This is a genomic window from Comamonas endophytica, assembly GCF_023634805.2.
In the GTDB taxonomy this organism is placed as follows: domain Bacteria; phylum Pseudomonadota; class Gammaproteobacteria; order Burkholderiales; family Burkholderiaceae_C; genus Comamonas; species Comamonas endophytica.
This window is the reverse complement of record NZ_CP106881.1, coordinates 76,584-96,198: the sequence shown is the minus strand read 5'-3', so window position 1 is coordinate 96,198 and position 19,615 is coordinate 76,584. Positions and strand designations below refer to the sequence as shown.

At 67.2% G+C, this 19,615-nt stretch carries 19 protein-coding genes; 10 read left to right on the top strand and 9 right to left on the bottom strand.

The features are described from left to right. Window positions 1-36: 36 nt before the first annotated feature. The 5 genes from rsfS to rng all read left to right on the top strand — a co-directional run bounded on the left by rsfS (window position 37) and on the right by rng (window position 5,139). Window positions 37-846: a ribosome silencing factor gene (rsfS, locus tag M9799_RS00455; RefSeq protein ID WP_231042466.1), complete on the top strand. Its 810-nt coding sequence runs from the start codon at window positions 37-39 to the stop codon at window positions 844-846. A 13-nt stretch (window positions 847-859) separates the two neighbouring features. Next, window positions 860-1,327, top strand: coding sequence for a 23S rRNA (pseudouridine(1915)-N(3))-methyltransferase RlmH (rlmH, locus tag M9799_RS00450; RefSeq protein WP_231042465.1), 468 nt, complete (start codon window positions 860-862; stop codon window positions 1,325-1,327). Window positions 1,328-1,527: 200 nt separating this feature from the next. Next, window positions 1,528-2,886, top strand: coding sequence for an alanine/glycine:cation symporter family protein (locus M9799_RS00445; protein WP_231042464.1), 1,359 nt, complete (start codon window positions 1,528-1,530; stop codon window positions 2,884-2,886). Between the two features lie 136 nt (window positions 2,887-3,022). Continuing rightward, on the top strand, window positions 3,023-3,637 hold the full coding sequence (locus M9799_RS00440) for a Maf family protein (protein ID WP_231042463.1): 615 nt from the start codon (window positions 3,023-3,025) through the stop codon (window positions 3,635-3,637). 11 nt (window positions 3,638-3,648) lie between these two features. Next, complete coding sequence (gene rng, locus M9799_RS00435; protein ID WP_231042462.1) at window positions 3,649-5,139, top strand: ribonuclease G; 1,491 nt, start codon at window positions 3,649-3,651, stop codon at window positions 5,137-5,139. 58 nt (window positions 5,140-5,197) lie between these two features. Here rng and M9799_RS00430 read toward each other — a convergent pair whose 3' ends face one another. The 8 genes from M9799_RS00430 to lptF all read right to left on the bottom strand — a co-directional run bounded on the left by M9799_RS00430 (window position 5,198) and on the right by lptF (window position 13,329). Next, on the bottom strand, window positions 5,198-6,520 hold the full coding sequence (locus M9799_RS00430) for a hypothetical protein (RefSeq protein ID WP_231042461.1): 1,323 nt from the start codon (window positions 6,518-6,520) through the stop codon (window positions 5,198-5,200). 248 nt (window positions 6,521-6,768) lie between these two features. Next, window positions 6,769-7,689 (bottom strand): ZIP family metal transporter, encoded by a 921-nt coding sequence (locus tag M9799_RS00425; RefSeq protein ID WP_231042460.1) that lies wholly within the window; start codon window positions 7,687-7,689, stop codon window positions 6,769-6,771. A gap of 12 nt (window positions 7,690-7,701) precedes the next feature. Continuing rightward, window positions 7,702-8,328 carry a superoxide dismutase gene (locus M9799_RS00420; protein WP_231042459.1) on the bottom strand — a complete coding sequence of 209 codons (627 nt, stop codon included), beginning with the start codon at window positions 8,326-8,328 and terminating at the stop codon, window positions 7,702-7,704. A 176-nt stretch (window positions 8,329-8,504) separates the two neighbouring features. Continuing rightward, complete coding sequence (locus M9799_RS00415) at window positions 8,505-9,695, bottom strand: pyridoxal phosphate-dependent aminotransferase (RefSeq protein ID WP_231042458.1); 1,191 nt, start codon at window positions 9,693-9,695, stop codon at window positions 8,505-8,507. An 11-nt stretch (window positions 9,696-9,706) separates the two neighbouring features. Further along, complete coding sequence (locus M9799_RS00410) at window positions 9,707-10,648, bottom strand: CysB family HTH-type transcriptional regulator (protein ID WP_231042457.1); 942 nt, start codon at window positions 10,646-10,648, stop codon at window positions 9,707-9,709. A gap of 79 nt (window positions 10,649-10,727) precedes the next feature. Beyond that, window positions 10,728-11,120 carry a sirohydrochlorin chelatase gene (locus M9799_RS00405; protein ID WP_231042456.1) on the bottom strand — a complete coding sequence of 131 codons (393 nt, stop codon included), beginning with the start codon at window positions 11,118-11,120 and terminating at the stop codon, window positions 10,728-10,730. A 2-nt stretch (window positions 11,121-11,122) separates the two neighbouring features. Continuing rightward, on the bottom strand, window positions 11,123-12,229 hold the full coding sequence (gene lptG, locus M9799_RS00400) for an LPS export ABC transporter permease LptG (RefSeq protein WP_231042455.1): 1,107 nt from the start codon (window positions 12,227-12,229) through the stop codon (window positions 11,123-11,125). After that, window positions 12,226-13,329, bottom strand: a complete 1,104-nt coding sequence (lptF, locus tag M9799_RS00395) for an LPS export ABC transporter permease LptF (RefSeq protein WP_231042454.1) — start codon at window positions 13,327-13,329, stop codon at window positions 12,226-12,228. Before lptF ends, lptG begins: the two co-directional genes overlap by 4 nt. 23 nt (window positions 13,330-13,352) lie before the next feature. On the opposite strand from lptF, the gene M9799_RS00390 reads away from it, so the two are divergent. The 3 genes from M9799_RS00390 (at window position 13,353) to M9799_RS00380 (ending at window position 15,899) form a co-directional block, all read left to right on the top strand. Beyond that, window positions 13,353-14,933 (top strand): leucyl aminopeptidase, encoded by a 1,581-nt coding sequence (locus M9799_RS00390; protein WP_231042453.1) that lies wholly within the window; start codon window positions 13,353-13,355, stop codon window positions 14,931-14,933. Window positions 14,934-14,950: 17 nt separating this feature from the next. Further along, window positions 14,951-15,385: a DNA polymerase III subunit chi gene (locus M9799_RS00385; protein ID WP_231042452.1), complete on the top strand. Its 435-nt coding sequence runs from the start codon at window positions 14,951-14,953 to the stop codon at window positions 15,383-15,385. Between the two features lie 319 nt (window positions 15,386-15,704). Continuing rightward, on the top strand, window positions 15,705-15,899 hold the full coding sequence (locus M9799_RS00380; RefSeq protein ID WP_263725554.1) for a hypothetical protein: 195 nt from the start codon (window positions 15,705-15,707) through the stop codon (window positions 15,897-15,899). 18 nt (window positions 15,900-15,917) lie between these two features. Here the strand turns inward: M9799_RS00380 and M9799_RS00375 are convergent, their stop codons facing one another. Next, entirely contained in the window at window positions 15,918-16,925 is a 1,008-nt protein-coding gene (locus M9799_RS00375; RefSeq protein ID WP_231042450.1) for a D-2-hydroxyacid dehydrogenase family protein, read from the bottom strand. Between the two features lie 601 nt (window positions 16,926-17,526). Here M9799_RS00375 and M9799_RS00370 point away from each other — a divergent pair. Then, on the top strand, window positions 17,527-18,699 hold the full coding sequence (locus M9799_RS00370; protein WP_231042449.1) for a COX15/CtaA family protein: 1,173 nt from the start codon (window positions 17,527-17,529) through the stop codon (window positions 18,697-18,699). Further along, on the top strand, window positions 18,696-19,595 hold the full coding sequence (gene cyoE, locus M9799_RS00365) for a heme o synthase (protein ID WP_231042448.1): 900 nt from the start codon (window positions 18,696-18,698) through the stop codon (window positions 19,593-19,595). The genes M9799_RS00370 and cyoE overlap by 4 nt, the downstream gene beginning before the upstream one ends. The last annotated feature ends 20 nt before the right edge of the window (window positions 19,596-19,615 follow it).

Sequence of the window (19,615 nt, the reverse complement as noted above, 5' to 3'; positions counted from 1 at the left end):
GCGCTATATTGACCCATCTTTTCTACACATCGCCTGATGACCACCACCCCCAAAGCAGAAACCGCCGCCAAGAAAGACGTCACCAAGCTCCAGCGCGCCATCGTCGATGGCCTGGAGGACGTCAAGGCGCAAGACATCCAGGTCTTCAACACCGAACACCTGTCGCCGCTGTTTGAACGCGTGATCGTGGCATCGGGCACGTCGAACCGCCAGACCAAGGCGCTGGCAGCCAGTGTGCGCGAAGCGGTCAAGGAAGCCGGCTTCGACAAGCCGCGCGTCGAGGGCGAGGACAACGGCGAGTGGATCATCGTCGACTGCGGTCCGGCCGTGGCGCACATCATGCAGCCGGCCATCCGCCAGTACTACCGCCTGGAAGAGATCTGGGGCGAAAAGCCGGTGCGCCTGAAGCTTGGCGCCGCCAAGCCCGCACCCTCGGCCGCCAATCTGCTGGCCGACAAGAAGGCCGCGCAGAAGGCTGCCAAGGCCGATGCCAAGGCTGCTCCCAAGTCGCGCGCAAAGCCCAAGGCTGAGGACGGCGTGAAGGCGCCGGCCAAGAAGGCGGTGGCGAAGAAGCCCGCGGCCAAGACCGTGGCCAAGGGCTTGGCCGCACCCGCCGCCAGCGCCAAGACCGCCGCCAAGACGGCTGCGAATGCCGTGGCCAAGGAGGCGGCCAAGGCGGCTGCGAAGACTGCCGCCAAGGCCGCCGCGAAGCCTGCCGCCGAGAAGAAGCCGGCGGCGAAGAAGGTGGCCGCCAAGGTGCAGACCGTGGTGGTGAAGCCTTCTGTGCCACGCACCGCCAAGCCCGCGGCGCCCGCCGCCAAGCGCGCTCCCCGCAAGGCCTCCTGACCGGGCCTGAAGGATGAAGCTGCTGATCGTGGCCGTGGGCCAGCGCGTGCCCGATTGGGCGCAGACGGCCTACGATGATTACGCCAAGCGCTTTCCACCCGAGCTCAAGGTCGAACTCAAGGCCGTCAAGACCGAGCCGCGCGGCTCCAAGACGCTCGAGACGCTGTACGCGGCCGAACGCGAGCGCATCGAGGCGGCCATTCCGCGCGGCACGCGCATCGTGGTGCTGGACGAGCGCGGCACCAGCCTGACGACCAAAGCGCTGGCCCAGCGCCTGCAGGGCTGGCAGCTCGAAGGCGACGACGTGGCGCTGGTCATCGGCGGCCCCGATGGGCTCGAACCCGCCTTCCGCCAGGCGGCGCACGAGCGCATCCGGCTGTCGGACCTGACGCTGCCGCATGCGATGGTGCGGGTGCTGCTGATCGAGCAGCTGTACCGTGCCTGGTCGGTGAATGCCGGCCATCCGTACCACCGGGAATGACGCCGGCGCGCGCCGCCAAAGCAGCCACGGGCTGCTTTTTTTCGTTGGGCTGGCGCTTGGCGGCGAGGGCGGCGGGCGGCGCTGGATGGCGCTTCTGCGGCGGCATCGGGGTCGTTGAGTAGCTGTTAGATTGCAGTGCCGGCAAAAGCGCCGTTGGGTGACCGCTTCCCGGACATCCGTATGAACCAAAGAGAAAATCCATGGAAACACTGAATGCGTTCTTCACGTCGCTGAACGGCATCGTCTGGGGCGTGCCGATGATCGTGCTGATCCTGGGCACCGGTTTCTACCTGCAGGTCCGGCTGGGCTTCATGCCGCTGCGCAACATCGGCCGCGGCTTTCGCATGATCTGGCGCAGCCGCAGGATCGAAGACCGGGCCGATGGCGACATCTCGCCCTATGCCGCGCTGATGACGGCGCTGTCGGCCACCGTGGGCACCGGCAATATCGCCGGCGTGGCCACGGCCATCGCCGTGGGCGGGCCCGGCGCGCTGTTCTGGATGTGGATGACCGCGCTGCTCGGCATGGCGACCAAGTACGGCGAAGTGGTCGTGGCGGTGAAGTACCGCGAACGCAATGCCAAGGGCCAGTGGGTCGGCGGCCCGATGTACGCGATCAAGAACGGCCTGGGCCGGCACTGGCGCTGGATGGGCACGCTGTTCGCCATCTTCGGCGGCTTTGCCGGCTTCGGCATCGGCTCCATGGTGCAGGCCAACGGCATCGCCTCGGCCATGCACAGCGCCTTCGGCCTGGAGAACTGGGTCACCGGCCTGGCGCTGGCGCTGTTGGTGGGCGCGGTCGTGCTGGGCGGCATCACGCGCATCGGCGCAGTGGCCGAAAAGCTGGTGCCCGCCATGTGCCTGCTCTACATCGCCTGCGTGCTGTGCGTGCTGTGGGTTTTCGCCGAGCGCATTCCCGCCGCGCTCGCGCTGATCTTCGCGCAGGCCTTCAATCCGACGGCGGCCACGGGCGGTTTCCTGGGCTCGACGGTGCTGATGGCGCTGCGCATGGGCGTGGCGCGCGGGATCTTCTCGAACGAAGCCGGCCTGGGCACCGCCGGCATCGCGCAGGCCGCGGGTGCCACCAAGGATCCGGTGTTCTCGGGCCTGGTCGGCATGATGGGCACCTTCATCGACACCATCATCGTCTGCACCATGACCGGCCTGGCCATCGTGGTCAGCGGCGTGTGGAACTCGGGCGCCACCGGCGCGGTGCTGTCGACCCAGAGCTTCGAGGCAGCTCTGCCCGGTATAGGAAAGTACCTGCTGGCGCTTTCGCTGGCTGTGTTCGCGTTCACCACCATCCTGGGCTGGGCCTACTACGGCGAGAAGTGCTGGACCTATCTGGTGGGGCCGGTCTGCGAGAAGCCGTTCCGCGTGCTGTGGACGTTGGCCGCCTACTTCGGCGCCGTGGCGACGCTGGACTTCGCCTGGCTGGTGGCCGACACGCTCAACGCGCTGATGGCCATTCCGAATCTGATCTCGCTGCTGCTGCTGTCGCCGGTGATCGTGCAGCTCACGCGCGAGTACTTCGCCAGTCCCCATACCGGGGTGCGGTAGGGGGTGGCGGCGGCGCCGCTGTCTTGCACGGCAGCCCGTGCCTGATGGCGTGGCCGCGAAGCCCCCCGTGGTACTATCTTTTTCATAGCCTGCGACGCTTGATATTCAAGGGTTGCAGCAGTCTTCTCCGTCTGCCATGCCCGATTTCATCTACCTCGCTTCGCAAAGCCCGCGCCGCCGTCAACTGCTCGAACAGATCGCCGTGCGCCATGAGCTGCTGCTGCCCAATGCCGCGGGCGACCTGGCCGAGGATGCCGAGGCCATCGAGGCCGTGCTGCCGGGCGAGGCGCCGCGCGACTATGTGCAGCGCGTGACCGGGCTCAAGCTGGATGCGGCCGTCGCACGCCTGGCGCGCCGCGGCCTGCCGCCCGCGCCGGTATTGTGCTCCGACACCACCGTCGCCCTGGGCACGCGGATCCTTGGCAAGCCCGAAGATGAAGATGACGCGGCGCGCATCCTCGCGCTGCTGGCCGGCCGCGAGCACGAGGTGCTCACGGCGGTGGCGCTGCAATCGGGCCAGGAACGTTTTGCCGCGCTGTCGGTATCGACGGTGCATTTCGCCCCGATGTCGCCCGCGCAGATCGCCGCCTATGTCGCCACCGGCGAGCCCATGGGCAAGGCCGGCGCCTACGGCATCCAGGGCGCGGCCGCGGTCCATGTCGCGCACCTCGCGGGCAGCTATACCGGCATCATGGGCCTGCCGCTGTTTGAAACCGCCTCCCTGCTGCGCCAGGCCGGCTGGGCCCTCTGAATTCCAAGACCATGCAACAAGACATTCTGATCAACTGGTCGCCCCAGGAAACGCGCGTGGCGATCGTCGAGAGCGGCGCGGTGCAGGAGCTGCACATGGAGCGCCCGCTCGAGCGCGGCCTGGTGGGCAATGTCTATCTGGGCAAGGTGGCGCGCGTGCTGCCGGGCATGCAGTCGGCGTTCATCGACATCGGCCTGGAGCGCGCGGCCTTCCTGCACGTGGCCGACGTCTGGCAGCGCCAGGAGGGCGGCGAGGCACCGATGTTCGCACGCAAGGACCAGCCGCTCAAGCCGATCGAAAAGCAGATCTTCGAGGGCCAGGCGATCATGGTCCAGGTCATCAAGGACCCGATCGGCACCAAGGGCGCACGCTTGTCCACGCAGATCAGCATTGCCGGACGGCTGCTGGTGTTCCTGCCGCAGGACGACCATGTGGGCGTGTCGCAGAAGATTCCGCCGGCCGAGCGCGACGCGCTGCGCGCGCGGCTGCAGGGCCTGGTGGGCGACAAGGCCAGCGGCGGCGGCGGCGGCTTCATCCTGCGCACCAATGGCGAGGAGTCCAGCGACCAGGAGCTCTCCGAAGACATCGCCTACCTGCGCAAGACCTGGGCGCGCATCAGGCAGTCTTCCGTGCAGCTGCCCGCGGGCTCGCTCTTGCACCAGGACCTGAACCTGCTGCAGCGCGTGCTGCGCGATCTGGTGGGCGAGCAGACCCAGACCATCCGCATCGACTCGCGCGAACAGTTCGCGCTGCTGCAGTCCTTCGGCCGCGAATTCATGCCGGCCGCCGTGCCGAAGCTGCAGCTGTACAAGGGCGAGCGCCCGATCTTCGACCTGTATTCCATCGACGAGGAAATCGCCCGGGCGCTGGGTCGGCGCGTGGAGCTCAAATCGGGCGGCTACCTGATCATCGACCAGACCGAGGCGCTGACCACCATCGACGTCAACACCGGCGGCTTCGTCGGCGCGCGCAACTTCGACGACACCATCTTCAAGACCAATCTCGAGGCGGCCCAGGCGATCGCGCGCCAGCTGCGCCTGCGCAACCTGGGCGGCATCGTCATTGCCGACTTCATCGACATGGTGCGCGAGGAGCACCAGCAGGCGGTGCTGGCCGAGTTCCGCAAGCAGCTCGGCCGTGACCGCGTCAAGACCATGATGGCGGCGGGCTTCTCGCAGCTGGGCCTGGTCGAGATGACGCGCAAGCGCACGCGCGAATCGCTGGCCCACATGCTGTGCGAGCCCTGCCCGATGTGCACTGGCAAGGGCATCGTCAAGACCGCGCGCAGCGTCTGCTACGACGTGCTGCGCGAGATCCTGCGCGAGGCGCGCCAGTTCAATCCGCAGGAATTCCGCGTCATCGCCTCGCCCAAGGTGGTGGACCTGTTCCTCGACGAGGAAAGCCCGCATCTGGCGAGCCTGTCGGATTTCATCGGCAAGCCGATCTCGCTGCAGGCGGAGAGTGCGATGGGGCAGGAGCAGTACGACATCGTGCTGCTGTGAGGCAGATGGTCTGGATGCCGGACCGCCTGACCCTCGGCCCGCCGCATCCCGCCAGGGATCAACGCGAGACCATCAGCAGTACGCCCTGCTCGGCCGGCAGGGCTTCGGGCACATCGGGGTCCAACGCGACGACCATCACCACGACATAGGTGGTTTTGCCGTCGGCGGTGTGCTTGTAGGCCCTGGCCCGCGCGATGGTCGCATCTTCACCCTGGCCGTCTCTGGAGCCTTCCGGGCTGAACAATTGCGCTATGTATAGCAGCCTCTCCGAGGGGGCCCCGGCCTGCGTCAGCTTGCCGTCGGTGCCGACCAACACGTCCATGAGGTGCATGCTGTCCTGATACACAGCGAAGCGTTTGCCAAGGACCTCGCGATGGTCCACTTCCGTGAACTCGTCCGACAGATAGACGTAATGGGCGCTGCTCTCGTCAGATGGCGAGACCGTGTTCTTCAGGTGGCTGTCGCGGCCGCTGAGCATCCCGATCCGGTTGCCCATCAGGCTCAGGATGGAGGTGAAGGCGCCGGAGCGGTCCACGGCCGTGATGTTGCCTTCCGCATCCCGGCCACGGATCGGCAGGACCTGCATGCCCAGGGTGGGATCGGGAAGGGTCAGCGCCTCGCTGCCATCGGGCAAGGTTTTCAGGCCGATCGGAAAGCTCGTCCAGCCGGGAACGGTGAAGGCATGTGCCGTGTACGCCGTCTGCGTGAGTTTCTCACCCGCGGCCATGCGGGCTGCAGCTTCATCCTGGGACAGCTCGGCAATGCTCAGCGCGCGCCCATAGCGCTCCAGCAGATCGTCGGCGGCATCGCTCCTGTGCGCCTTGAAGAGCGTTGTCACGGGGTGGAAGTCCGCAGGCAGCACGGGTTTGTCCGGAAGCACCACCAGTGCCGCCTTGAGCTTCTCCAACGCCATTGCCAGCTTCGCTTCGGTGATGGCGGCGCCAATGTCGGCCTGGGTGGCACGGGCATACCACTTTGCAGGATCTTCGCTGGCCAGGCTGGCGACCATCAGGTCGGTGAGGGGCGTGATGTTGGCGGTGCCCGCAGCGTGGGCGACCGAATGCAGTGCTGCGCCCAGGGGCTTGCCGCGGACACTGCCGCCGGAGACGCTCAACGCGCAGGGAAAATCGCTGTCCGCCATCTCGACGTCGAAGCTGCCGTCGGCCGCCGTGGTGGCGGAGGCGTACTTTCCGGACGCGCATTTGCAGGCGACCGAAGCGCCGGCGATGGGCGCACCGATCGCGGCCACGCCGCTGATCCCGGGCCGGGTCGCTGCGTTCGGGGTCGTTGGGGAGCTGCCACCGCCGCAAGCGGTGAGTGCCAGGGCCAGCGCGGTGCAGGCGCTGGCCCTGGGGATGATTCGACTTGGAAAACGCAGCACTTGGTACCTCCGTATATATTTGCGCCAATATGGCAATAGAAAATATATATAGAAGTTTATTTAACGATAGTATAAAACTACCTATTGACGCGTGCGTGGTCCGGGCCCAGCACACTTGCTGCATTGGCGCCGGGCATGGCAGGGTGGACGAAGAACGTCGCGGAGCAATGGGCGCCGGACGCGCCGTGTGGCCGCGCAGACGCTGCGCCTCCCCGATGAAGGGGCGCGAACAGGACGTCAGGCTGCGGTCAAGCCAGCGCCGTATCGAGCACCATCATCATCACGAACCCGATCATCAGCCCCGCAGTGGCAAAAACCTCGTGCCCCTTGCGGTGCGATTCGGGAATGATCTCGTGGCTGATCACGAACAGCATGGCGCCGGCGGCAAAACCCAGGCCCCACGGCAGCAGCAGGGCCGAGTGGCCGACGATGGAGGCGCCCACCACGGCGCCCAGCGGTTCGACCAGGCCCGAGGCCATGCCGATCAACACGGCTAGCAGGCGGCCGTAACCCGCGGCAAGCAGCGCCGCGGCCACGACGAAGCCCTCGGGCACGTCCTGGATCGCAATGCCGATGGCCAGCGCATTGGCGCGCATGACTTCGTCGTTGCCCGCGTAGCCCACGCCGATCGCCAGGCCCTCCGGAATGTTGTGCAGCGCGATGGCAATGACGAACAGCCAGGTGCGGCGCAGTTGCTGCGCACTGGCGCCTTCGCGTCCCTTGATGAAATGCTCGTGCGGCAGCAGCTTGTCCATCGCCAGCAGCGCGAGGCCGCCCAGCAGGATGGCGGTGCCGACCGAGACGCTGGCGTTCCAGGCGCTGCCGCCGGCTTCGCGCACGGCGTCAAGGCCTGGAATCACCAGGGAGAAAGCACAGGCCGCCAGCATGACGCCCGCGCCAAAGCCGAACAGCGTGTCCTGCAGCCGCTCGGAGGGGCGCTGCGACAGCAGCACGGGCAGGGTGCCCAGGGCAGTGGCCAGCGCCGCCACGCCGCCCGCCAGCAGCGCGCCGCGGGCCGAGGGGTTGCTTTGCAGGCCGTCCCAGATCAGCGCGGCCAACGCCCAGACGCCCAACAGCGAGATCGCCAGCCCGATGCGGGTCCTGAGCCTCAAGCGGTTCGCACCGGGCGGGCCGGCGGGATGGGGAGCGGGCGTCGAGCGATCGTCCATGCGGGCTTCCTGTCAGGCTTGGCGGGCGAGGGCGTAACGGCGTGCGACCTCGGCCCAGTCGATGACGTTGTAGAACGCCGCGATGTATTCGGGGCGGCGGTTCTGGTACTTCAGATAATACGCATGTTCCCAGACGTCGAGGCCGAGGATGGCGGTATTTCCCGAACCGATGCCGACCATGGCGGGATTGTCCTGGTTGGCGCTGCTCTCCACCGCCAGCTTGCCGGCCTTGTCCACCGTGAGCCAGGCCCAGCCGCTGCCGAAGCGGGTCAATGCCGCCTTCGTGAACGCGGCCTTGAAGGCTTCCATGCCGCCCAGGTCGCTGTCGATCGCGCGTGCCAGATCGCCCTCGGGCTGGCCGCCGCCCTGGGGCGACATCACTTTCCAGAACAGGCTGTGGTTGGCATGGCCGCCGCCATTGTTGCGCACCGGCGCGCGCAGCGCCTCGGGCAGGGACTCGACCTTGGCAACGAGCTCGTCGATCGGGAGATCCGCATGCTCGGTGCCTTCCAGCGCGGCATTGAGGTTGTTGACATAGGTCTGGTGGTGCTTGGTGTAATGCACTTCCATGGTCTGTGCGTCGATATGGGGCTCGAGGGCGTCGTAGGCGTAGGCCAGCGGAGGCAAGGTATGGGGCATGCAGGAACCTTTGAAGTGTTGAAGGGAGAGCGCAGACGGCGGGGGAAGCCGGTCGGTTGCCGCCGTCCATCCATCCTAAATGCGAATCATTCCCTGCACAAAGCCCATCATGGCGGCATTGATATGAACCGGTGCTGCCTGCAGGCCGCCCGGGCGCGCAGCCTGCCTCCCGGAGTTCAGAGGCGGCGCAGCCGCTCCAGCGCCAACTGCAGCGTGGCGTCTTCCTTGGCAAAGCAGAAACGCACCATGCGCTGGTCGAATCCGTCGCCATAGAAAGGCGACAGCGGAATTCCCGCTACGCCGATCTCGCGCACCAGCCACTGGCTGAACTCGACGTCGCCCAGGTCGCTCACGGCCGAGAAATCCACGCATTGGAAGAAGCTGCCGTTGCAGGGCAGCAGCTTGAGGCGCGAGTTTTCGAGGCCGGCGCGGAACAGGTCGCGCTTGCCCTGGTAGAAGGCCGGCAGTTCCAGATAGCGCGCCGGATCGGCAAGGTAGCTGGCCAGCCCGTGCTGCACGGGCGTGTTCACGGTGAACACGTTGAACTGGTGCACCTTGCGGAATTCGGCCATCAGTGCCGCGGGCGCGGCCACGCTGCCGACCTTCCAGCCCGTGACGTGGAAGGTCTTGCCGAAGCTGGAATTGATGAAGGCGCGCGCGGCCAGGCCGGGAAAACGCGCCGCGCTCTGGTGCTCGGCGCCGTCGAACACCATGTGTTCGTAGACCTCGTCGCTGATCAGCAGCACCTCGGTGGGCGCGAGCAGGTCCTCGAGCGCACGCATTTCCTCGGCCGTCCACACGGTGGCGCTGGGATTGTGCGGCGTGTTGATGATCAGCAGCCGCGTGCGCGGCGTGATGGCGGCGGCAATGGCTGCCAGGTCCGGGCGGAAACTGCCGGGCGTCAGGGGCACGCGCACCGGCACGCCGCCGGCGAGCTCGATGTTCGGGATGTAGCTGTCGTAGCAGGGGTCGAGCACGATGACTTCGTCGCCCGGGTGCACGCAGGCCAGGATGGCGGTGAGGATGCCCTGCGTCGCACCCGCGGTGATGGTGATCTCGCTGTCGGGGCTGTAGCCGCGGCCGTGCTGCGCGCGGATCTTGTCCGCAACGGCCTGGCGCAGCGCGGGCACGCCGGGCATTGGCGGATACTGGTTGTGGCCGGCCAGCATGGCCTGATGCACGGCCTCGATCAGCGCCGGGTCGCAGGCGAAGTCGGGAAAGCCCTGGCCCAGGTTCACGGCCTTGTGTTCGGCGGCCAGCGCCGACATGACGGCGAAGATGGTGGTGCCGACCGCAGGCAGCTTGCTCTCGAAGCGCGGGGTGCGGGGCAGGGCCTGGGAAGGGAGGGCAGCGGAGGCAATGGTCATTTTGCGGCGGGTCAAAGTTCGTAATCGGCCACATGGCCGTTCATGGCGCGCACCACGAGCTCGCGGCTCAGGCGGTCGCTGAGCAGTTCGGCGAACTTGTAGACGAAGTTGCGCATGTAGGCGCCGCGCTTGAAGGCCACGCGCGCGACGTTCTGCCCGAACAAATGTCCCATGGGGCGCACCACCAGATCGGTCGCGGGGTCGTCGCGCATGGCCATCTCGGCCACGATGCCGATGCCCAGGCCCAGGCGCACATAGGTCTTGATCACGTCGGAATCGATGGCTTCGAGCACCACGCGCGGCTGCAGGCGCCGGGCGCTGAAGGCCTGGTCGATCTTGTTGCGGCCGGTGAAGGACGGGTGGTAGGTGATCAGCGACTCGTGCGCGATGTCGTCCAGCGAGATGCGCTCCTTGAGCGCCAGCGGGTGCTGCGGCGGCACCACCAGCACATGCTCCCATTCGTAGCAGGGCAGGGTCACGAGCTCGGGGTAGTCGGACAGCGACTCGGTCGCCATGCCGATTTCCGCCACCTCGTCGATGACCATGCGCGCGACCTCGGCGGGCGTCGCCTGGTGCAGGCTGATGTTGACCTTGGGATAGAGCTCGCGCAGCTTGGCCACCGCGGGAGGCAGCACATAGCGCGCCTGGGTATGGGTGGTGGCGATGCTCAGCGTGCCGCTGTCCTGGGCGCTGAACTGCTCGCCGATGCGCTTGAGGTTGCCGACCTCGCGCATGATCAGCTCGATGCTCTGCAGCACATGCTGGCCGGGCTCGGTGATGCGCTTGAGGCGCTTGCCGTGGCGCGCGAAGATGTCCACGCCCAGCTCTTCCTCGAGCTCGATGATGGCCTTGGAGACACCGGGTTGCGAAGTGTGCAGGGCCTTGGCCGCCTCGGTGAGATTGAGGTTGCGGCGGGCGGCTTCCTGGACGAAACGGAATTGATGCAGGTTCATATCTGATTTCTGCTAAAAGCGACTGTCATTATGACCCAATCGTCTAACAAAACACAGCGGGTTGCTTCACCCGTTGGAATCAGGCCGTCGGCGGCGAGGACTCGGTGGCAATTTGCGCCAGCAGCGCCGTGACGCGCGCATCTTCGCCCACCGACGCCTGCACTTCCACCGCGATTCCGGGATGGCGTGCCTTCAGTTCGGCCACCAGGCGCGGGATGTCTTCGCGCGCATGCTTGCCGGTGCCGAGGAACATCGGCGTGATGCGCAGGCGCTGTACGCCCCGGGCAATCAACTGGTCCGCGGCCTGGCCCAGGTCCGGTGCGGTGAGTTCCAGGTAGGCACAACAGCAGGGGGTCTGCGGCTGCGCCTGGGCGATGCGTGCCTGGACCGCCTCGATGGGCGCGCGCCATAGCGGGTCGCGCGATCCATGGCCGAGCAGGATCACGCCGCAGGTGGGAGCAGGGGAGGTCATAGTCAACGTCTCAGGACCAGCCAGCTGAACGCGCCCAGCGACAGCAGGCTGTAGATGAAACCGGGCGCGGCGGCCGTCAGCCAGGGCGACCAGTTCTGCAGGTTGCCCGCGTAGCCGAACACGTTGTTCAGCAGGAAGAAGCTGATGCCCGCCATGACACCGCCAAAGACATAGGCGGCAATGCCGCCCGAGCGGAAGTGCAGGTAGGCAAAGGGCAGCGCCAGCACCACCATCACCAGGCAGCTCAACGGATAGAACACCTTGCGCCAGAACTCGATCTCGTAGCGCTGCGCCGACTGGCCGTTGGCCTCGAGGTGGCGGATGTAGCGGAACAGGTCGAGCGTCGCCATGCGGTCGGGCTTGAGCAGCGAGGCCGACACCATTTCGGCGCTGATGCGGGTCGGCCAGTTCAAGGTCTCCAGCTGCTCGCGCTCGAGGCGCGCCTGGCCGGCCTCGATCACATAGGTGCTGCGCGCCACATTGCGCAATGCCCATGTGTCATTGGCGGCGTCCACCACGGCGCTTTCGGCGCGGGTCTGCGATGCCATGCGGCCCTGGGCGTCGAACTCGAAGATGCGTATGCCGCGCAGCCCGCCCTCGTTGCCGAGCGCGCCGACGTTCACCGCCACGGAGTTCTCGCCCTGGCGCTCCTTGAGCCAGGCGCCGGTGGCGCCCAGGGACAGGCGGCCGAGCAGCGTGGCCTTGGAGGTCTGCGCCAGCCGCTCGGCCGCCGGCGCGATGTAGTCGCCGACGGCAAAGGTGAGCACCACGAAACCGCAGCCCAGCATCAGCAGGGTGCGCAGCGCCATCCACGGCCCCATGCCACTGGTGCGCATGATGGTGAATTCGGAGCTCTGCGCCAGCCGTGCCATCACGAAGATGGTGCCGATGAGCACGGTGATCGGCAGCAGCTCGTAGAGGTGGTTGGGCAGGCTCAGCAGCACGTAGACCAGCGCATGCGTGGGCGTGTAGAGCTCGCCGCCGGTGCGGCTGACCGAGCGCAGCTCGTCGATCAGATCGAAGAAGAAGAACAGGCCGAGAAACGCCAGCGTGACGAAGGCCACGGCCGAAAGCGCATCGCGGTAGATCCATCGGCGCAGGACCCTCATGGCATGACCTCCTTGCGGCGCGCCGTCCACAGCGCGCGGACGGACCAGCGGTGGTGGCGCGCCGTCAGCACGGCAAGCCCGGCCGCCAGCATGCCGCCATGCAGCAGCACCAGGAAGCCCAGCGCGCCGATACGGCCCGCGCCGACCCAGCTCTGGCCCAGCGTCATGAAGTTGTAATAGACGACGAAGGCCAGCAGCGCGACCATCAGGCTGGCGCTGTTGCCCGCGCGCGGGTTGACGCTGGCCACGGCCAAACCGAGCACGACGAAGTTCAGTGCCGCGAACGGCAGGCCCAGGCGCCAGCCGAACTCGGCCTGGTAGGACGGTTCGGCACTGCGCCACAGCGCATGCGTGTACTGGCTGCGCGCCGAGGCATCTTCCGCGGTGCTGACGCTGCCGCCGTCCAGCTGCACGCCGTATTCCTTGAACTCGCTGATCTTCACGCCGGGCGCGCCGGTCTGCGTTTCCACGCGCTGGCCGTCGCTCAGGATCACCGTGCGCTGGCCGTTCTCGACCACCAGGCGCGCGCTGCGCGCGGAGGTCACGGATTCGGAATTCGCTTCGTTGGTGACGACGAAGACATTGCTGGCAGCCTGCGCGCCGGGCGTGTCCTTGTCGATGAAGAACACGCGCGAGCCGTCGGAGGACTCCTGGAATTCACCCGGCGCGATGCGGTCGATGTCGCTGCGCTGCGAATACTGCGTCCTGAGCTGCTGCACCTGCTGGTTCGACCAGGGCCAGACCAGCGTGGCCAGCACGGCAATGACGGCCACGACCGGCCAGGCAAAGCGCAGCAGCGGTGGCAGGAACGAGATCAGCCCGCGTCCGCTGGCAAACCAGATGACCATCTCGCTGTCGCGGTACATGCGCGAAAGAGACCCCACGACGGACACGAACAGGCTCAACCCCAGTATGGTCGGCAGTTGGCCCAATACCGTGAAGCCCATCACCATGATCACGTCGGAGGGATTGACGTTGCCGCGCGATGCCTGTCCCAGCGTGCGAATCAGCATCATGGTCATGACGACGGTGACCAGCACCACCAAGGTGGCGCCAAAGCTGCGGGCCAGCTCTTTGCGTATGGATGAATCGAATAACATTGGCTGAAAGGAAAACGCCGATTATGAACTTTGATCTCAAGGCACTGACCATTGCGGCCGCCGCCAACGAAAAATGTGACCTGCTGGTGCTGCTCGTTGCCGAGCCCACACCCGCCGCGTCCGATCCCCTGTCCTCGCTGGTGGCCCTGGCCCTCAAGCATGGCGACCTGCAGACCGAGGCCGGCAAGTCTTTGTCGCTCTACCAGCCCCCCGCCGTGGCCGCGCGCCGTGTGCTGCTGGTGGGCGCGGGCGACGGCTCGGCCAAGTCGGTGCGCAAGGCGCTGACGGCAGTGGGCCCGGCGCTCAGCGCCCCTGCGCTCAAGCGTGCCGTAGTGTGCTTCAGTTTCGATGTCCCTGCACAGGCGCTCACGGCTGCGGTGCAGGCGCTGGCCGACGCGACCTATGTATTTTCCGCCACCAAGCCTTCGGCCAAGCCCTGCAGCCTGGATAAGGTGGTGCTGGGCGTGCCGTCCAAGGCGCCGCTGCAGCCGGCGTTCGCGCGCGGCGTGGCGCTGGTGCTGGGCCAGGGCGTGACGCGCGAGTGGGCCAACCGGCCGGCCAACCACGCCACGCCGACCCGCCTGGCCGACGCCGCCAAGGCGCTGGCCAAGCTGCCCGGCATCGAATGCAAGGTGCATGGCCCGGCCGATGTGGCCAAGCTCGGCATGGGCGCCTTCCTGGCCGTGGCGCAGGGCTCGGAGGAGCCGCTGCGGCTGATCGAGCTGCATTACCGTGGCGCGGGCAAGAACGAGGCCCCAGTGGCGCTGGTCGGCAAGGGCATCACCTTCGACACCGGCGGCATCTCGATGAAGCCCGCCGCGGAAATGGACGAGATGAAGTTCGACATGGGCGGTGCCGCCAGCGTGCTCGGCGTGTTCCGCGCGCTGGCCGAGCTGCGTCCGGCCATCAACGTCGTCGGCCTGATCCCGGCTTGCGAGAACATGCCGGACGGCCGCGCCGTGAAGCCCGGCGACGTAGTCACCAGCATGAGCGGCCAGACCATCGAGGTGCTCAACACCGACGCCGAGGGCCGTCTGGTGCTGTGCGATGCGCTGACCTACGTGGCGCGCTTCAAGCCGCGCACCGTCATCGACATCGCCACGCTCACGGGTGCCTGCGTGGTGGCGCTGGGCGGGCTGCGCACCGGACTGTTCTCCAACGACGATGCGCTGGCACAGGCGCTGCTGGACGCGGGCGAGCAGTCCGAGGACCTGTGCTGGCGCATGCCGCTGGACGACGAATATGCCGAAGGCCTCAAGAGCAACTTTGCCGACATGGGCAACGTCGCGGGCCGCGCGGGTGGCGCCGTCACGGCCGCGAAGTTCCTGCAGCGCTATGTGGGCGACATGACCTGGGCGCACCTGGACATTGCCGGCACGGCCTGGAAGGGCGGCGCCGCCAAGGGTTCGACCGGCCGCCCGGTGGGCCTGCTGGTGCACTACCTGCTCGACGCCGCGCAGGCCGCGCCTTCGGCCAGGCAGCCGAAGGCGGGCAAGGCGGCGAAATCGTCCAAGGTGCTGGCATCGAGCGAGATCGTCGCGGTGGCCAAGTCCATCACGCCCGAGGCGGATGCACCGAAGGCCGCTTCCAGCGAGCTGAACTGATGCGGGAGGCTGCGGCCATGACGGAAGTCGCGTTCCACTTCAATGCGCCGGACCGGCTGGCCTATGTCTGCCGTTTCGTGCGCAAGGCGCTGCGCAGCGATGTGCGCGTGGTGGTGACAGGGCCGCCGGCGGTGACGCAGGCGCTGTCGCAGATGCTGTGGAAGCTCGCGCCGTCCGACTTCCTGGCCCATGCCTGCGAGGGCGACGACGCGCAGGTGTTTGCCGCGTCGCCGGTGCTGCTGGTGCAGGACGAGCGCTGCGCGCCGCACCAGGAGCTGCTGGTCAACCTGTGGGAGCAGGTGCCGGTGCATTTCGCGCGCTTTGCGCGCCTGGTCGAGGTCGTGAGCGCGCAGGACGAGCACGACCGGGCGCAGGCCCGGCTGCGCTGGAAGCATTACGCGGGCCTGGGCCTGGACATCGTGCGCCATGACCTGGTGCTGAAAGGCGGATGATGGATTTGCCCATGCCGAAGTCGCCTCCGCGCTATGTGCCCACCCTGACCGAAGTGGTCACGGAGCCGGATGCGGGGGCGCTGGCGCCCGACGTGCCCGAAGACTTCACCGGCGCGGAGCCCGCCTGGGCCGCGCCGCCGGAGATGGGCCTGGACCTGGAGCTGACAAAGGACTCGGACCTGGATCTGGATCTGGCGCTGGACCTGGGCCTGGAACCCGCGCCCGCCTACCAGGCACCAGCGATCGAGGGAGTCCGCTCGCCGCCTCGCTGCGCAGAACCCTGGCCGATGAGGGGGCCGCGCAGGCCGAGGAGTTCCTGGTGCAGTGCCTGCTCGAGCGCGTGGAACACGGTCTGGACGAGCGCCTGCGCGAAACCATCGCGCACGTGGTGCACGAACAGACGCGCTCGTTCACGCTGCGTCTGCAGGAAGCACTGGAATCGGTGGTGCGTCAGGCGGTGCAGGACGCGTTGGCCCAGGAGCGCGAGCTCGGAGAAAGCGGGCCGCACCGCTGACGCACGGCCGGCGCGGTCTCAGCGCCGCGCGAGCTGGTAGTCGGGATTGACGATCTGCGTGGGTGCGCCGTCGATGAAGTTGACGACATTGTCGAAGGCCGCGCCGAAGTACAGCTCATAGCTGTCCTGCTCCACATAGCCCAGGTGCGGCGTGCAGATGCAGTTTTCCATGCGCAGCAGCGCATGCCCCTGCAGGATGGGCTCGCTCTCGAACACGTCGACGGCGGCCATGCCCGGGCGGCCGCTTTGCAGCGCGGCCACCAGCGCATCGGGCGCGATGAGCTCGGCCCGCGAGGTGTTGACCAGCAGCGCCGTGGGCTTCATCAGCGCCAGGTCCTCGAGGCCGATGAGGTGCTGCGTGGCTTCGTTGAGGCGCAGATGCAGGCTGATGACATCGCACTGCGCGAAGAATTCCTCGCGCGTCGTCGCCGCCTGGTAGCCGTCGGCCAGGGCCTCGGCGCGCGAAGCGTCGCGCCCCCAGACGCGCACGTTCATGCCGAAGGCGCGGCCGTAGCCGGCGACGATGCGGCCGATGCGGCCGTAGCCCCAGATGCCCAGCGTCCTGCCGCGCAGCACGCTGCCCAGCGCGAAGTTCGGCGGCATCGAGGCGGCCTTGAAGCCCGACTGCTGCCAGGCGCCATGCTTGAGATTGGCGATGTACTGCGGCAGCCGGCGCATCGCGGCCATGATCAGCGCCCAGGTCAGCTCCGCGGGCGCGACCGGCGAGCTCACGCCTTCGGCAATGGCAATGCCGTGTTCGGTGCAGGCCTGGACATCGATGTGCGCGCCCACCCGGCCGGTCTGGGCAATGAGCTTGAGGCGGGGAAGCTTCTCGATCAGCTGGCGGGTGATGGCGGTACGGTCGCGGATCAGCACGATGATGTCCGCGTCGCGCAACCGCACGGACAGCTGGCCCAGGCCCTTGACGGTGTTGGTGTAGACCTTGGCGTTGAGCGCGTCGAGGCGGCTGGCGCAATGCAGCTTGCGTACGGCGTCTTGGTAGTCGTCCAGGATCACAATGTTCATGACGGGCTTCCAGCTCTTGGGCTTTTTGGCGATAACAGCAAATGGGACCTGCGCCTGTAAGGAAGGCAGGGCCGGAACGACGGGGTGGAGCGAAACGCCGGCGCAGGCTTTTCGCGAGGGCCTTCAGGGTCTGCGCGATACGGCCAGCTGCGGACGTGCGTGTTCGAATCGACCCATTGTCCCGCATGCACCTGCGGTGATGCGTCGGCAAGTCGATGCAGCACCCTGGAATCCCCCTTTGGATTGTTACCGATTACATGAAGATGTAGCAAGATGTTTGGGTTGCGACAATCTGCCTCAATCAAGCCATCGCTTCGTGCAGCAGCGGCGCCAGGCACGCGCCCGTTCCGGTCATCCATAGGGTCACTTGGCGTGCCGGCTGTGCCTGACCGCGGCTCCCGATAGAATTGCGCCGGGACAATGCGCCAGTCCCGGTCTGGCCGTGGGCTGCTGTAGCGTTGGCACGATATGTCAACGCGCGGTGCACGCAAGCTCGCCAGCGCGGTTTCTTGTGGAAAACGTTCAGATATTTCAGACAATCTTGAAATTTGTGTCGAGCTTCGATGGGCGTCCCATTGGGTACAAACGATAAGAGTGATTAATGACCGATAGCCAGCCTCTCTATGACTTGGGACCGTTGCTGCATCTGATGCTGATCGGCGCGGTGATCGCGCTGGCGCCCCTGGCATGGGTCTGGCTGCGCAACCGCCAGCATGGTCCGGCGGAGAAACTGCTGGCGCTGAGCGTTTTCACGCTGTTCCTCACCTTCGATCTGGTGATGTTCGGCGCCTTCACGCGGCTTACCGACTCGGGGCTGGGTTGCCCCGACTGGCCCGGCTGCTACGGCAACGCCAGCCCGCTGGGCGCGCACCAGGAAATCAGCGCGGCGCAGACGGCCATGCCCACCGGGCCCGTGACGCATGGCAAGGCCTGGGTCGAGATGATCCACCGCTATCTGGCCACGGGCGTGGGCGTGCTGATCATCGCGCTCACGCTGATGAGCTGGCGGCTCGCGCGCAAGGTGCCGCTGCGTGCGGGGCGCAGCCCCTGGTGGCCCACGGCCAGCCTGGTATGGGTCTGCATCCAGGGGGCGTTCGGCGCGCTCACGGTGACCGAAAAACTGTTCCCCGCCATCGTCACGCTGCATCTGCTGGGCGGCACCGTGCTGCTGGCGCTGCTGTGCGTGCCCGCCGTGGCCCACGGCCTCGCGGTGCGCGGCCAGCAGCCCGAGCCGCTGGCGCCCTGGCTGCGGCGTGCGCTGGCGGCGGCCCTGGCGCTGGTCACGCTGCAGGTGGCGCTGGGCGGCTGGGTCAGCACCAACTATGCGGTGCTGGCGTGCACCACTTTCCCGACCTGCCAGGGCAGTTGGTGGCCGGCCATGAATTTCTCGCAGGGTTTCGAGATCTGGCGGCCGCTGGGCCTGCTCAAGGATGGCAGCCACCTGGATTTCGAGGCTTTGACGGCCATCCATTACGTGCACCGGCTCGCCGCCTATGCGGTCGTGCCGGCGCTGCTGGCGCTGGCGCTGGCGCTGCGCCGCGCCGGGGCGCTCGCGCGCCAGCGCCGCTGGCTTGCAGGGCTGGTGCTGCTGCAGGTGATGACCGGATTGTCGAATGTCCTTTTTGACTGGCCTTTGATTGCCGCCGTGCTGCACACTGGAGGCGCTGCGGCGCTGGTGGGCGCGCTGGTCTGGGCTCTCGCGGTCAGCCGCAGCTCCAGCGCGGATCCGGATCCGCGCCACTCCTCCTCGAAGAAAGCTTTCGCTCGCGCATGACCACGGATACCATGCTTTCCCCCGCTTCACGCTTCGTGCAGTTCTACGCCCTGACCAAGCCCCGGGTGGTGCAGCTGATCGTCTTTTGCGCCCTGATCGGCATGGTGCTGGCCGTTCCCGGCTGGCCCAGCGGCGCGCAGTGGCTGCACATGGCGGTGTCCTGCCTGGGCATCTGGCTGGTGGCGGCCGCCGCCGCGGCCTTCAATTGCCTGGTCGAGAAGCACATCGACGCGCGCATGCAGCGCACCGCCTGGCGCCCGACGGCGCGCGGCGAGCTCTCGAGCTCGCAGGCGCTGGCGTTCTCGGCGGCGCTGTGCAGCCTGGGCTCCGTCATTCTTTTCATCGGCAGCAACCCGTTGACCATGTGGCTCACGCTGGCCACCTTCGTCGGCTATGCGGTGATCTACACGGTGGTGCTCAAGCCGCGCACCCCGCAGAACATCGTGATCGGCGGCGCCTCGGGCGCCATGCCGCCGGTGCTGGGCTGGGCGGCCATGACCGGCCAGGTGGGCCCCGAAGCGCTGATCCTGTTCCTGATCATCTTCCTGTGGACCCCGCCGCATTTCTGGGCGCTGGCGCTGTACCGCGTCGAGGATTACCGCAAGTCCGGCCTGCCGATGCTGCCGGTGACGCACGGCAGCGAACACACGCGGCTGCAGATCCTGCTCTACACGGTGGTGCTGTTCGCCGCCTGCCTGCTGCCCTTCGTCTACGGCATGAGCTCCTGGCTCTACCTGGCGGCGGCGGTGGTGCTGGGCGCGGGCTTCTGCGCCTATGCCTGGCGCCTGCGCCGCCACTATTCGGATGCGCTGGCCTGGCGCACCTTCAAGTTCTCGCTGGTGCACCTGAGCGCGCTGTTCGCGGCGCTGCTGGTGGACCATTACCTGTTTTTCTAGCCTGGGCCGGGCAGCCTCGG